Raw genomic sequence first — 13,380 nt, 5'->3', positions numbered from 1 at the left:
ACAACCTCATGTCGAAAGAGCCACAGCCTACGTGCCTGTGGCTTATCATTTCCTTCTATCGATAGCAGTACCGTCACTCCGTGGTGGGTATGATTTATTTATTTGAAATCCATCAACTTTTTATGAATACATCTTGAGAATTACATTTTTTTGTAATTCAATTACTATAAATGTTGACTTGAGTCACAAAATTGATGATAATTTGAACTAAACAACACTTGGTTGTGAAATAAAATAACGGTAGGAGCCGAGTCATGAGTTCAACGCTTTCTTCACAAATTACTATTACTGTTCCTAAAACAAAAATGAGTACGTCTGTCGTCAATACTGTTAAAGAACTTGCCGGTGTTTTCGCAATGTTTGGTGTGACAGCTGTGATAACGTTTATGCTTGCTTTAACTTGGGTTAATTTCTGATCATTACGATAGAATCCATTCCAATCTCTTTTGTTTTTTGGAATTCGGTGGTGTTGTTCCGGTGATGTCGGATGTGCCACCGAATGAATGTCCCCTCCATTCCTTGTTAACCAGCTCTCTGGTTTCCACTCTCAATCCCATAATCACTCTCAATCCAGACATTAAAAAAAACACTCCTGAAGAGTGCTTTTATAGATTCATTTAAAATTGATTTTATTGATGGCTGTTCTAACAAATTATTTAGAAGCGATATTCGGCACCAATGGTTGCTTGTTTTAAATCAGTGTTGGTATCTGCTCCGTTATTAATATCATTGGCATTTAAGTCAACGTCATACCAAGTATATTCTGCATTGACTAAAAAGTTGTCCGTAATTTTAAATCCAACACCGGCACCAGCAAATACAGCTTCGTCATCTTCGTCGCCACTTACACCTAAGATGTTATAGTCTGTGGTGTACCAAAGCTGGCCGCCTTTAGCGTAAATTTCTACGCGATCACCAATCGGCGCGGTCAATTTTAGAGCAGCCGTATAACCGTCTGTCTCAGCTCTTGCAGCGTTACCACCATACGAGCCGAAGTCGATATAACTACCTTCGATACCGATGTAACGGTTTAATTTAAAACCAATTAATCCTTGCATCACATCATTGTCATCATCAAAATCGTCTTGGCCATCAATCTTCACGTAACCGTAGTTACCACCAACGTAAATCCCGCTTTCATCGTCTAAAACTGCTGCGTATGAAATTGTACTGAACGTTGTTAAAGCCATGGTACTCGCTAGAATTGGAAGGATCTTTTTCATCTTTTTACTCCTAGTGATTTTGAATAAGTCATCATCGTTGATGTACAATTGTTGTTTAGCGAAAACTACATGTTTTAAATAATAGCAACCATGCCAACATAATAATTTTTACTAAAATATCATGCTCATAATGGCTATATTTTTCTGGCCTTTACTAAAACATACTTTTAATTTAACCGAAAAAAATTATGTCATGTTATTACTTTGTCATGAGTAAGTTAAAGTTGGACTTGAATATTCAGAGAGCATAGTCGGTGCGGTCATTTATTCATAATCACTGAATTATTTTCATGGTTTTTAAACAGTAGCGGCACATTTTAAATAGGAATCTCCCCACTCAATCGTCACGCACAGGGAATTTTCATTCGTTCTGTTGGTCTTAACGAACAGTGCTATCGGCTTCATGGTGATTGCTGAATAGAACTGATTGTCCACACGAAGAAAAGCTGCGGTGGTTTGTTTGATATCGGATGTATGTCTGACTCTCTGACAATGATCTGCTGTAAGTGAGAAGGATTGCATGTCACCGCGGAATCGTGAATATTAACGCTGTGATTCATTTATACCGTGCTTCACGATGTTGTACATCGGCACGATAACTGTCAGTAAAAAATTAATAAGAGATTGATATAGTGTTTGATTCTTTCTTTCCGAGACCAAAATTATTTTTCCTCAGTTTTGTTATTTGGGCACTGCTTTGTGTGATTTGTTGGTACACCGGTGTTCGTGAGTTAGGTGCTGATCTTAGCCTCGGCTATCTGGTCGGGATGGGGTTCCCACAGCCGTTGTTGGTGGATGCTGCACCTGCGGTGCAGGCCGCTTTTCAACAAGCACTAGAGAGTGCGACTAATGCTTGGTTATATCAGTATATGTTTGTTTGTTATGCCTTGTTTATTGGCGTCTGGTTAAAATTCGGTGACCAGAAATGGGCTCGCTGGTCGGTCGCTGGTTCCGGTGTGATCGTATTCATTACTTGGTTTCAGGTCGAAGTCAGTGTCATGATCAATGAATGGTATGGTAATTTTTATAACCTGATCCAGAAGGCATTAACAAATCCCAACAGCATTACCCTCAATGAGTTTTATGGTGAACTGACAACCGTTGCCGTGATTTTGCTTATTGCCATTATGGTCGCGGTTTGTAATCACTTTTTTGTCAGTCATTATGTGTTCCGATGGCGTACCGCAATGACGGATTATTATACCGCCCGCTGGCAACAGGTTCGCCATATCGAGGGGGCATCACAGCGGATTCAGGAAGATACGATGCGTTTCGCTTCGATCATGGAAAGTTTAGGTGTCAGCTTATTGAATGCGGTAATGACACTGATTGCTTTTTTGCCAATTTTGTGGGGACTCTCCGGTTATGTGAAAACATTACCATTGATTGGTGAAGTGTCTCAGGGGTTGGTCTTTGTTGCCATTATTTGGTCGATCATCGGTACTGTATTACTGGCGGCTGCCGGGGTTAAATTACCGGGATTAGAATTTAAGAATCAACGTGTCGAAGCCGCTTACAGAAAAGAATTAGTTTATGGTGAGGATCATGAAAGCCGTGCTGCCCCGCAAACCTTAAAAGAGTTATTCAGTGATGTCCGGCATAACTACTTTCGTCTTTATAAGCATTATGTGTACTTTAATATCGTCCGTTACGGTTACTTACAGGTCGGCACATTTATTCCGATCATTGCATTGGCGCCTTCAATTGTTGCAGGTGCTTTCACGCTGGGTGTGATGCAGCGAATTATCAATGCATTCGGGCAGGTTGAGAGTTCTTTTCAATATCTGGTCAACTCATGGACGACGATTGTCGAGCTATTGTCTATTTATAAACGCCTCAAAGCATTTGAAGATGAAGCGGATGGTTTACAAAACATCCCGCTTATCGAAAACCCAGCCGAAAATTAGTACCATCTAGGGCTTCCATTGACCGGAAGCCTTCATTTTATCCGCGGTCCCTTTTCACCAAAACTTGTGGATGTGAGCCCTGAAATCATCGGATGATGTTATCGTTATACTCAATTATGAGAGGTTCCTTCCGCACTTGATGATGATTTTGACATTTGCATTACACAAACGACATTATGTTATTACATCATATTTTCCGTGTCTTTTGTAAAAGAAGGTTTCTTTGTAACAGAAGGTTCCTTAGCACAGACAGGAAAATGGGCAGAAGACGAGTACGAGGTCGTGCTATGCTTTTGCTTGAGTCGTTCAGTAAATAGGAGAGTATCAATGAAATATGGACTGATTGCTGTATTCGCTTTGTTTTTGAGTGCTTGTTCCTCAACTTGGAACGGTGTGAAAGAAGACTCTTCTGAAATATGGGATACAACCAAAGAGAAATCGAGTGAAGTGTATCATTCAACGAAAGAAGCGATTCATGAGGCAACCGCTGAATAGTCATTTGCTTCTCGTTATCGTTGGATTTTGATTGACCTGTGTGTCGGACGCTGTTGTCATCGACATTATTTTGAAAGGATTGAATATTGATAAATGAAGATCCTCAACAACAGCGCGCCTCACAATGTGTGATCCACTGAACATAGTGTGACCCACTGAACATCGAACCTCAGTCGTTTAAACGGGTCGTCATGCCGTCAACGGCTGATAGAAGTAGACCTGAGAAAAAAGAAGTAGAAAGAATGTCTGATAATAACGCTTTATTGCTGGATAACCAGCTATGTTTTGCCCTTTATTCAACCTCTCTGGCGATGACGCAGATGTATAAACCTCTACTTGAACCTTTGGGGCTAACGTATCCGCAATATCTCGTATTACTGATTCTTTGGGAGCAAGATGGTATCGGTCTTAAAGATATTGGTGAGCGATTAGGACAGAAATCCGGTGCTCTCACGCCTGTGATTAAACGAATGGAACAAGAGGGGCTGGTGAATCGTACGCGACAGCTACATGACGAACGTTCATTGAGTGTCCGCCTGACACCAAAGGGACAGCAGCTCAAAGCTGAAGCGGTGAAAATTAATCAGTGCTTGATTGAGGCCTGTGGTATACCCAGTCAAGAGCTGATTGAGATGAAAGATAAAATCATGACATTGAGAAAAAACTTACTTAAGAATCAGCCAGAGTAAGTTGCCTGTTAAAAAATATCTTGTACGATAATTATTATTGCAATAACATAACATCATTAGAGAGGAAAAGTTGCGGGACTTTTTCAATCAAAATAATTATCGCAATAACTAATAGGAGTTGCTCATGGATCTTTTATATACAGCACAAGTAACAACGACTGGCGGACGTGACGGAAAATCCGCTTCTGACGATAACAAATTACAAGTGAATCTGAGTACCCCAAAAGCATTGGGCGGTGCCGGTGGTGAAGGGACAAACCCAGAACAGCTTTTCGCTGCAGGTTATTCAGCATGTTTTATCGGTGCGCTGAAGTTTGTCGCCATGCAAGATAAGATTAAATTATCTCAAGATCTCAGTGTGACGGCAAAAGTCGGCATTGGTCAAAATACGGCCGGTGTTGGTTTTGCGATTGATGTCGAGTTGCATATTTCTCTACCGGAACTTGATCGTAGCGTCGCACAAACGCTGATCGAAAAAGCGCATCAAGTCTGTCCATACTCAAATGCAACTCGCGGCAATATTCGAGTCGAGTTAGTGCTTGTATAACGTCTTGAATGATGTCTAACGAGGACAGGCACGCTTCGTGTGCCTGTAACACCAGCCTTTTACACGCCTTTCAACGACTCATCCAGCCATGCATTAAACTGCGAATAAGGTAGTGCACCGTTGATCATATTAAGCCGTTGCCCTCGATGAAAAACCATCAGCGTTGGAATACTGCGAATCTGAAATTGCGCGGCTAATGCTTGTTGAGCCTCAGTATTGACCTTGATAAACCGAACCCGCTGCACGCGTTCTTGTGCCGTTTGCTCAAAAACTGGCGCAAATCCGACACACGGGTTACACCACGGTGCCCAGAAGTCAACAACGACGGGGATATCACTATTCAAAATGGACTGAAAATTATCGACGGTTCCCTCAACAGGTAAGCCGTCAAGGAGGAACTGTTTACACTTGCCGCAGACCGACGATTCAGAAATACGCTCGGTGGGAACGCGATTCATCGCATGGCATGACGGGCAACGGGTTTTAATACTGGTCATAGGGTCCTGACTTGATAACTGGGTGAGTGGGGAACCATAATTATCACCAAATGAAAGTAGATAACAACCATGAGTCAAGCACGGACAAGCGGATCGATACCGCTGTAGGGATGTTATCTGCTAGGAGCGTGTTGATGCTTCTGCCTGTTTGTGGTGTCTGTCCTTGTTAGGTATTTAAAATAAGTCTTCCGAGGGACGTTATTTACACTAATTCAAGTATAAATAGCTTGAAATGAATGTTTTATATTTAAGTTATTTGTTGATTAATCAGATAAAAATCACAAATAAAACAAAAATAATTAAGCTAAATACTATATTTCAATGTATACGCGAGACAACTAAATCCACAAGGAAAATACGTATAGCAATATTATTCAAAAAATAGAACATTAACGTTCAATCCATTGCTTTTATAAGCTTGTATTATGAGACAACATCTAACAATGAGATAAAGGGAAATACTAAGTATTATAAATGCTCCTCAAGTGCCTAATTCATTTCTTTATGAAACGTTTAATCATTTAAAAGCAGATGAATATCTGAAAGGTAATTATATTTATCGATATAGAGCATACGGAGTTGGAGAGTATGAAAATAGAAGATTAACTTGGTATAAAGCAGGTAATTTCTTTCAGGAAAAAGAACTAAATAGTTATATGGGTGGACAAGAAAGAGAGTTTAATCCTTTACAGGATGAATCCAAATCGCACATAAATAGAATAATTAATACTGTTGTGGATAATAAAAAGATTCCGCCAGGAAATTACTCTATAGGTTGTCACCAAATAAGAGTCGTGACCGAAGAAGGTGTGATTGGATACCCAGCCCCAGAAGGTTTTCACCAAGATGGTTTTGATTATTTAGCGATTTATTGTGTTTCACTCAACAATGTCAATGGAGCGACTTCATTGATTTCCCCTCTCGAAGACGAGAGCAGTATTTATGAACATAATTTACTGCCAGGGGAAATAAATTGCTTGTTATGCTGGCTGAAGTGTTTGGATCTAAAAATGGAGTAAGAATAACTTATGCCAGAGAAGAAGTTTTTCTAAAGCAATGTCTAAACATGATACTTGAAACATTGAATGTCGATCAAAGAATTTAACCAAGGGGAACCTGTGGAGAGCCTAAGCTCAGGCTTTCGTTTTCCATCCTGCTTTATTAATGCGAGGGAATGACATTGGATTTATCTAGTTTACTCAGAGTATTTAAATTAACACTACCCGTTGCGACAGCATATGTCCCTTTAGGTTTAGCGCTTGGGGTCTTCATGGTATCGAGTGGTATTGATTGGTATTGGGCCCCCATTTCTGCGCTAGTGATTTTTGCTGGCTCAATCGAATTTTTGGTTGTCACTTTTATTCTTTCTGGACAACCTTTAATTGCGGTGGCATGGACTGCATTGATCGTGAATTTTAGGCATATTTTTTATGGTTTGTCCTTTCCACTAAAAAGTATGAAATCATGCTTGCAAAAGGCTTACGGTGTTTTTGCCTTAACTGACGAGACATATGCCATTGTTTGTGCTTCCAAAGGAAGACCATTGAGCGGTAAAGACATTAGTTTATTGCAAGTGATTAGTCATGCATGGTGGGTTGGTGCTACCTTTTTAGGTGCCGTATTAGGTTCATTATTACCGGCAGAAGTTACAGGTTTTGAATTCGCCTTGACAGCAATGTTCATAGCACTTTCAGCAGATGCTGTCAGTAATGACTCAGATACGTCTTTATTAATCTATGCTGCAATATCCTGCGTATTTGGTGTATTAATGGAGTTCTACGTATTAAAGTCTTCTTTTTTAGGATCAGGGATAATCTGTTATTTATTGCTCATAAGTAAAGACTATAAACAGGCTAAAATGGAGGTTCCTATTCATGAGTAGCAGCTTGGAAATATTTCTGATTATCTCAACCGTTTCTGTAGTGACGGTATTATTACGGGTCATTCCTTTTATCGTCATGGATAAGCTATCATCAAATCAATATCTGGAATATATCGGGACTAAGATGCCGGTTGGAATCATGCTATTGCTGGTTGCATACACTTTTTTGCACATTGACTTCTCAACGGCCCCTTACGGTATCCCACAACTTGTTTCTTCTTTAGTGGTTTTCGTAGCGTATTGGTTTACAAGAAATGCACTGGTTGCGATAGGAATTGGTTTGGGTATTCATCTCTCCATCGTTAACTACGCTCTATTTTTATAAGTCGTTACGAGTCAGCAAGAGGTGATTACATTTTTACTTCTTGCTTTATTTTTCTGACTTCTACCGGCGTGTAGCCATAGTGTTTTTTGAGTAATCGATTTAAATGTGCTTGGTCGGAATAGCCAAAATCGTGAGCTACTTCTTTTATTCGCTTACCTTTAATCAATTCATTAAATGCGCTTTCTAATTTCATCTGCATAAAGAAGTTATATGGCGTTAATCCATATTGTTTTTTGAACTTCTTGATAAAGTAGAATTCAGACAAATTCATTCGAGATGCCAAATCAGGAATGTTGATTTTCTCACGAACTTTTTCGCGCATTAAGTCAATTTCATTAATACCGTGTACTGGTTTACCAAATTCTCTGGGGATTGCGTCACTAGAATAGTCCAGTAGAGTAGAAAAGAAATCCCATCCCGTATCTGACACACTTTGAGGTGAACTATTTTCACTCCTAGAAAGATCAAAGTACTTTAGAAACAAATCTGTAATTCTTGGATCGAAAACAGCAGTCGTATCGAAATACAACACGTTTGGGTGCTCAGGGCTTCTCATTTTCGCCACTTTCAAGATGAATTCTGGCTTTATACGCATGCTTTTGGTCGATATTAATTCGCCCCCCCACCATAATGAACCATTTCTGGATTGATAATACATAATTGGTTTTTACTATAGTAACGCTTCACGTTTCCGACATTCAGCCCAAGTACACCAGAAGTGACCAAAGTAATTTCATAATCTAAATGGAAGTGTGGTGAGCACTCTTGAGAAAGATTTTTAGCTTGAGAAGTAATCACATCAGGAAAGATAGGGTTTATATTAAAATCTGAATATTTCAAGGTACTCATAGTTATTCTTTCCCCAAATGCGTTACTTTCAATCTTTAATGTCGTAAATCTAACTTATGCAAGCATACTCTCATGATGACCTATACTTATACAAGATTTAAATTAGTTTTCATGTTGTTACAGGTCTCAGGGTTCTGTGTTGGATATATTCTGTTCGGTAAAGTTTGTTGATGTTTCTGCCCCTTGATGGTGTCTGTCCTTGTATCGTCTTTTACGGTGTCTGTCCTTTTATCAAGAAAAGTGAGCCCTTCTTTGTCACGTGATGGTTTGATTGCCCGTTTATGTTGAATTTGTGGGATGGATCCAAGAGCCTATTTACCGGATGGCATATGCTTAAATGATAATATGGTTGGATCGTTATGCTGTAGTTTTATGCTGTAGTTATATGTCTCAAGATACTTGATGGAGGTTAGGATGGCGTATAAAAAACATGGCCTCACCATTGGACTGGAGCGGGTCGATCACGAATTTTTTGTATCGATTAAAGCTGTTGGAACATTAACTCATCAGGACTACGAGATGATCACACCCCTGCTGGATGCCGCACTGGTGAAGGTGAACACACCGAAAGTCGATGTGTTCTTTGATGCCTCTGAGTTGGAGGGATGGGAGCTTCGGGCCGCATGGGATGATTTCAAACTGGGTCTGCAACATGGTGCGGATTTTAATAAAGTGGCGCTCTATGGTCATCAGGAATGGCAAGCGCTTGCAGCAAAAGTCGGGAGTTGGTTCATCTCGGGAGATATCCGCTATTTCGATGATCATGATGAAGCGATTCGATGGTTGCAGGATTAGCTACAAAGGTGGGGTGCTAAAACGATTACTGTGATATGGGTCAGAGTTATGCTTTGTCCTATCTTTATGTTACATGAACTTTATTGATTTGCTTAACGTCATCTTTACATTGAATGATTTTTTATTACATATGCTCTCTCATTGAGGATTCTGTTGCTAGACTTTAGATGTATATCCATCATCAAATGAAATATTAAACGTCACGTTGGTCATATTCATTTTATTGCGTTAGGTCTGTTTTGGAATTCATATAATAAGAAGTTTCACAGAAGCTAATGCATATTGTTTAGGATGCCATGATGTTTAGTAATTTTACCATCCGTATGCAGCTTGGCCTGTCTTTGGCCTTTTTAACTGCCATTATTGTTTTCTCCGGATTACAGAACCGGAGCTCCCTTAACCTACTCGATCATAATATCCGACTCTTTGCTGAACCATTAAGAAAAGCACAACGAGATATCCTCAATGCTGATCGAGATTTGTATCAGGCGCTCAAAGGACAGCAAGACGGGCTCCTGACCAATGACGAGAAAGTACTAAAGGCTTCAAAAGATGACTATCAGGAAAATGTCCAGCAAGCCTATGATCGAATGCAAAACTATTTGAATTATATGGCTGATTATCCTCAGATCATCGCACAATTCAATAATTTCGATAGTATTTTTAAAGACTGGAAGGATCTGGCGGATCGGGTGTTTGCGCTGATAGAAAACGGTGACAAGATACAAGCCAACACACAATTCACTGAGTCTGAGAAACATTTTGAGATATTACGTAGTGAGTATGATAAAGCCGGTGAACTGGTCGATAAGCTCGGGAATGAACTCCATGCACAATCGCGTGAAGTTGTCGGACAGCGAATTTTATGGAATATGATGATTTCCCTTATCTCGGTGGTGATAGGGCTGATATTGGTATTTTTCATTCCCAAAGCGATTACGTCTGCGATTTACTCTGTAAAAGATAAAATCGATGATTTGACTCAGGGAGATGGTGATTTAGTGAGCCGTTTGACCGTGAAGAAAAAAACCGAATTGGGTGATTTGTCTTCAAGCGTGAATAACTTGCTGGAACAGCTCCAACAACTGGTAAAAAATGTGATTGATGGGGTTGAGAAACTGGGGGCGGATACAAGTCATCTTCAGGATGTCGTGAGTAAAACGGAAGTGATTGGTCACAATCAGCAGCAGCGTCTGGAACTGCTATTTCAAGCGTTTGAACAAATCAACCTTGCCATTCAAGAAATTACCACCAATGCCCAACATACTTCTTCTAAAAGTGATGAAGCGAATCGTGCTGCGAGTAGTGGTATGACGTTGGTGGATAAAAATGTCGCGCTGAACGATAAATTATCGGTGAGTTTTCAAGAAGCCAGCCAGAAGATGTCATCACTTGCCGCAGATTCTGACAATATTACTTCAGTTTTGGATGTGATCCGTGGTATCGCTGACCAAACCAATCTACTGGCATTGAACGCGGCAATTGAGGCGGCACGAGCCGGTGAGCAAGGGCGCGGCTTTGCGGTTGTGGCTGATGAAGTGAGAACGTTGGCACAACGGACACAGTCTTCAACAGAAGATATTCAGGACATGATATCCGGCCTGATTAAAGGTGTGAATGAAACTCAGGCGGCCATTCAAGGCGGAGAAGATGCTGTTACTGAATCCGTGGGAATGGCTGATGAGATGAGACATGCATTTCAGGATATCCGCGAATTGATTTCCACGGTTCAAGAAATGAATATTCAGATTGCTGCGGCGACGGAAGAACAGAGTTCGGTAATTGTCGATGTGAATCAAGGCATTCGAGAGCTGAAAGAACTGTCTGATAAAGCCACCAGTGTTCATCAGCGCGTGGCCGATACCGGTAATGTAGTTGCCGATATTTCGCAGCGGCTTTCTGACTTAGTGAGTCAGTTTAAAGTGTAATATTCAGGGGCGTATTGACCGTAATACGACCCATGGAATATGAGATATTTTGTTTAGGGGAGGGTCTTGGATTCTCCCTAATTTATTGTATTTGATTGCATATCAACAGCTTTCCTTACAGCAACAGCGATCTGAAAAGAATGAGGAGGATCCCAAATACAGGGACTTTAAATTGATTTATATTCACTTTTAGCTACAAATTGCCAAAAATGTGATCAAAATTTTTAAAATGGTGTTTTGAGCTAAAATCTGATAAATGATGGTCAGTTTCTTTGATAGTACGATTGTTAGTTTTTGCGAATAGCCACCATTCAATTACAGAATCTGTTCCAACTGTCGATATACGTTATATGATGTTTAAAAGTGTCGGATATAACATTTTTTCGATATGTCTCTTTGTTATAATCTAAATGGAACACTTTTTGTTTGTATACCACATTATGGAATATAGTGGTCATTGCTGGCTACAAATTGAAAAAGGATCATGGATATAGTATGAAAAAGGTATCATTTAAGACTAAATTGCTTGCCATTGTTGTTGCGATTATCTGTGTGACGATATTCACTGCCTACGTTAGTGCTAATTTTTATATCAGTCGCTATATACATCAAAGTGATAGCCAAGTGATCCGGACACAGATTGACACGATCCGTTCTGTGGTGGAAGGGAAGCTTAAAGACAATATCGTGCTGGCTCAGTCAACTAAGTTCAGTTTTTACGAAGTCAAACAGGCAATAGAAAAAACGGGCTTCAAAGATGCGATTAAAGTTGCCTTCGGAATGACCATCAATCGAGATGGCGCAATTAAAGATCCGCAGGAAGCTCAGCCATATATGGATATCTTTAAACAGGCTGGTGGTGAGCTGACCGTGAGCAATGTCTTCATGGATAATGGAAAACCAACGATCACGATTACTGTGCCTGAGAACAAAGATTCCGGAAATATTTTCTACATCGACCTCTCTTATCTTGGTGATCTGCTGAGCTCAATGTCTACGGATGGCAGCTATCTTGAGCTGATAGATGACAAGCAAACCCAGATCTTTTCCAATAAAGTTGAAGGGCATGATCTGACACCGCTGACCGCAAAGTTCAATGTTGCCGGAAAAGAGTGGACGCTCACCGGATACATCGATAACGACTATATCCAAAATGATACAGACGCATTAAATGGCAGCATTACCATTGCGTTGATCATTGCCGCTATTATTTTGATTCCGATTGCCATTCTTCTGATTAACTGGGTGTTCAAGCCGATTCTTTTGTTGAAGAATTTGATTGCCGATCTGGCGAACGGCACTGGTGACCTGACACATCGTCTGGCCGTGGATTCAAAAGATGAACTGGGCATGATCGCGGATGGCATCAATCAGTTTATCGAGAATTTGCAGAAGATGATGCGACAGGTGAGGGAATCGACGGATACGATTAGCCGGGAAATCGCCCAACTTGAACAGCAAACCGATTCGAATAGTAAATTGCTTCAGTCACATAGTCAGGAAATTGAATTGACGGTGACCGCTGTGAATGAAATGAGTTCGACAGCATCTGTCGTTGCAGAAAATGCGGCCAACACAGCAAGCCAGACAGAAGCGACAAATAGTGAAGCTGAGCATTCTAAAGAAGTGGTACAACGAGCCGTTTCACAAGTCGGTGCATTGGCAGAAGAAGTGGAAGAAACGGCTCGATTCATTGCTGATATGAACATGCATACAGAAGAAATCGGTAAATTACTGGGTGAAATCGGTGGTATTGCCGAACAGACTAACCTACTGGCTTTGAATGCTGCGATTGAGGCAGCGAGAGCCGGAGATCAAGGGCGTGGTTTTGCGGTCGTTGCTGATGAGGTGCGGGCGCTAGCGTCACGAACCCATCGGAGTACCGAGGACATTGTCCAGATGTTAGATCGCTTGAAAGCCGGAACAGCAACCGTGGTTTCCAGTATGGAATCGACTCGTAACAGTTGTCGGGTAACCGAAGAATCGACAACCGTGGTGGTGTCTTCATTGGATAAAGTGACGTCGGCGGTCAATGAAATTAATGACTTGTCGATTCAGATTGCAACGTCAGCCGAAGAACAAAGCAGTGTAACCGAAGATATTAACCGGAGTATGGTTGCAATTCGTGAGGTGATGCATACCATCAACGATAATAGTGACAATACCGCAGAGACAACACGCCGCTTGATTACCATCAATCAGCAATTATTAGCGATTGTAAATAAGTTTAAAATTGAATAATT

Annotated in this window: 15 protein-coding genes; 11 read left to right on the top strand and 4 right to left on the bottom strand. The window is 40.7% G+C overall.

The genetic code is table 11. From position 1 onward, the window contains the following. Window positions 1-254 precede the first annotated feature (254 nt). On the top strand, window positions 255-416 hold the full coding sequence (locus AC55NX_RS12355; RefSeq protein ID WP_157371923.1) for a hypothetical protein: 162 nt from the start codon (window positions 255-257) through the stop codon (window positions 414-416). 240 nt (window positions 417-656) lie between these two features. Here the strand turns inward: AC55NX_RS12355 and AC55NX_RS12350 are convergent, their stop codons facing one another. After that, on the bottom strand, window positions 657-1,223 hold the full coding sequence (locus tag AC55NX_RS12350; protein WP_496996017.1) for a porin family protein: 567 nt from the start codon (window positions 1,221-1,223) through the stop codon (window positions 657-659). A 632-nt stretch (window positions 1,224-1,855) separates the two neighbouring features. On the opposite strand from AC55NX_RS12350, the gene sbmA reads away from it, so the two are divergent. From sbmA to AC55NX_RS12330, 4 genes are all read left to right on the top strand, one after another. Beyond that, window positions 1,856-3,130, top strand: coding sequence for a peptide antibiotic transporter SbmA (gene sbmA, locus AC55NX_RS12345; RefSeq protein WP_496996016.1), 1,275 nt, complete (start codon window positions 1,856-1,858; stop codon window positions 3,128-3,130). Window positions 3,131-3,457: 327 nt separating this feature from the next. After that, window positions 3,458-3,625, top strand: coding sequence for an entericidin EcnAB (locus tag AC55NX_RS12340; protein ID WP_496996015.1), 168 nt, complete (start codon window positions 3,458-3,460; stop codon window positions 3,623-3,625). Between the two features lie 242 nt (window positions 3,626-3,867). Further along, window positions 3,868-4,314, top strand: a complete 447-nt coding sequence (locus AC55NX_RS12335) for a MarR family winged helix-turn-helix transcriptional regulator (RefSeq protein WP_496996014.1) — start codon at window positions 3,868-3,870, stop codon at window positions 4,312-4,314. A 124-nt stretch (window positions 4,315-4,438) separates the two neighbouring features. After that, entirely contained in the window at window positions 4,439-4,861 is a 423-nt protein-coding gene (locus AC55NX_RS12330; RefSeq protein ID WP_496996013.1) for an organic hydroperoxide resistance protein, read from the top strand. A gap of 59 nt (window positions 4,862-4,920) precedes the next feature. Here AC55NX_RS12330 and trxC read toward each other — a convergent pair whose 3' ends face one another. Next, on the bottom strand, window positions 4,921-5,358 hold the full coding sequence (gene trxC / locus AC55NX_RS12325; RefSeq protein ID WP_496996012.1) for a thioredoxin TrxC: 438 nt from the start codon (window positions 5,356-5,358) through the stop codon (window positions 4,921-4,923). A gap of 485 nt (window positions 5,359-5,843) precedes the next feature. Between trxC and AC55NX_RS12320 the strand changes: the two genes are divergently transcribed. From AC55NX_RS12320 to AC55NX_RS12310, 3 genes are all read left to right on the top strand, one after another. After that, the gene (locus AC55NX_RS12320) at window positions 5,844-6,377 is read left to right on the top strand and encodes a 2OG-Fe dioxygenase family protein (RefSeq protein ID WP_496996011.1); all 534 of its coding nucleotides are present in this window, start codon (window positions 5,844-5,846) and stop codon (window positions 6,375-6,377) included. Window positions 6,378-6,538: 161 nt separating this feature from the next. Further along, window positions 6,539-7,240: an AzlC family ABC transporter permease gene (locus tag AC55NX_RS12315; RefSeq protein ID WP_496996010.1), complete on the top strand. Its 702-nt coding sequence runs from the start codon at window positions 6,539-6,541 to the stop codon at window positions 7,238-7,240. Continuing rightward, window positions 7,233-7,565, top strand: a complete 333-nt coding sequence (locus AC55NX_RS12310; RefSeq protein WP_496996009.1) for a branched-chain amino acid transporter permease — start codon at window positions 7,233-7,235, stop codon at window positions 7,563-7,565. Before AC55NX_RS12315 ends, AC55NX_RS12310 begins: the two co-directional genes overlap by 8 nt. A 25-nt stretch (window positions 7,566-7,590) precedes the next feature. Here AC55NX_RS12310 and AC55NX_RS12305 read toward each other — a convergent pair whose 3' ends face one another. Together AC55NX_RS12305 and AC55NX_RS12300 are read right to left on the bottom strand one after the other, a co-directional pair. After that, complete coding sequence (locus AC55NX_RS12305) at window positions 7,591-8,130, bottom strand: helix-turn-helix domain-containing protein (protein WP_496996054.1); 540 nt, start codon at window positions 8,128-8,130, stop codon at window positions 7,591-7,593. A gap of 44 nt (window positions 8,131-8,174) precedes the next feature. Beyond that, window positions 8,175-8,414, bottom strand: coding sequence for an AraC family ligand binding domain-containing protein (locus AC55NX_RS12300; RefSeq protein ID WP_496996008.1), 240 nt, complete (start codon window positions 8,412-8,414; stop codon window positions 8,175-8,177). Between the two features lie 414 nt (window positions 8,415-8,828). Here AC55NX_RS12300 and AC55NX_RS12295 point away from each other — a divergent pair, with 414 nt between their 5' ends. The 3 genes from AC55NX_RS12295 (at window position 8,829) to AC55NX_RS12285 (ending at window position 13,378) form a co-directional block, all read left to right on the top strand. Next, window positions 8,829-9,209: a SpoIIAA family protein gene (locus AC55NX_RS12295; RefSeq protein WP_496996007.1), complete on the top strand. Its 381-nt coding sequence runs from the start codon at window positions 8,829-8,831 to the stop codon at window positions 9,207-9,209. Window positions 9,210-9,505: 296 nt separating this feature from the next. Beyond that, complete coding sequence (locus tag AC55NX_RS12290) at window positions 9,506-11,137, top strand: methyl-accepting chemotaxis protein (protein WP_496996006.1); 1,632 nt, start codon at window positions 9,506-9,508, stop codon at window positions 11,135-11,137. A 495-nt stretch (window positions 11,138-11,632) separates the two neighbouring features. After that, window positions 11,633-13,378 (top strand): methyl-accepting chemotaxis protein, encoded by a 1,746-nt coding sequence (locus AC55NX_RS12285; RefSeq protein ID WP_496996005.1) that lies wholly within the window; start codon window positions 11,633-11,635, stop codon window positions 13,376-13,378. Window positions 13,379-13,380: the final 2 nt, after the last annotated feature.

Source organism: Vibrio rubrogenes (assembly GCF_059641415.1).
Note: the sequence above shows the minus strand (reverse complement) of the source record. Positions and strands in the feature narration are given on the sequence as shown.

Bases quoted from the DNA above. Each gene is read 5' to 3' on its own strand.
- AC55NX_RS12355 (WP_157371923.1), top strand. From the start codon at position 255: ATGAGTTCAACGCTTTCTTCACAAATTACTATTACTGTTCCTAAAACA.
- AC55NX_RS12350 (WP_496996017.1), bottom strand. From the start codon at position 1,223: ATGAAAAAGATCCTTCCAATTCTAGCGAGTACCATGGCTTTAACAACG.
- AC55NX_RS12340 (WP_496996015.1), top strand. From the start codon at position 3,458: ATGAAATATGGACTGATTGCTGTATTCGCTTTGTTTTTGAGTGCTTGT.
- AC55NX_RS12335 (WP_496996014.1), top strand. From the start codon at position 3,868: ATGTCTGATAATAACGCTTTATTGCTGGATAACCAGCTATGTTTTGCC.
- AC55NX_RS12330 (WP_496996013.1), top strand. From the start codon at position 4,439: ATGGATCTTTTATATACAGCACAAGTAACAACGACTGGCGGACGTGAC.
- trxC (WP_496996012.1), bottom strand. From the start codon at position 5,358: ATGACCAGTATTAAAACCCGTTGCCCGTCATGCCATGCGATGAATCGC.
- AC55NX_RS12310 (WP_496996009.1), top strand. From the start codon at position 7,233: ATGAGTAGCAGCTTGGAAATATTTCTGATTATCTCAACCGTTTCTGTA.
- AC55NX_RS12300 (WP_496996008.1), bottom strand. From the start codon at position 8,414: ATGAGTACCTTGAAATATTCAGATTTTAATATAAACCCTATCTTTCCT.
- AC55NX_RS12295 (WP_496996007.1), top strand. From the start codon at position 8,829: ATGGCGTATAAAAAACATGGCCTCACCATTGGACTGGAGCGGGTCGAT.
- AC55NX_RS12290 (WP_496996006.1), top strand. From the start codon at position 9,506: ATGATGTTTAGTAATTTTACCATCCGTATGCAGCTTGGCCTGTCTTTG.
- AC55NX_RS12285 (WP_496996005.1), top strand. From the start codon at position 11,633: ATGAAAAAGGTATCATTTAAGACTAAATTGCTTGCCATTGTTGTTGCG.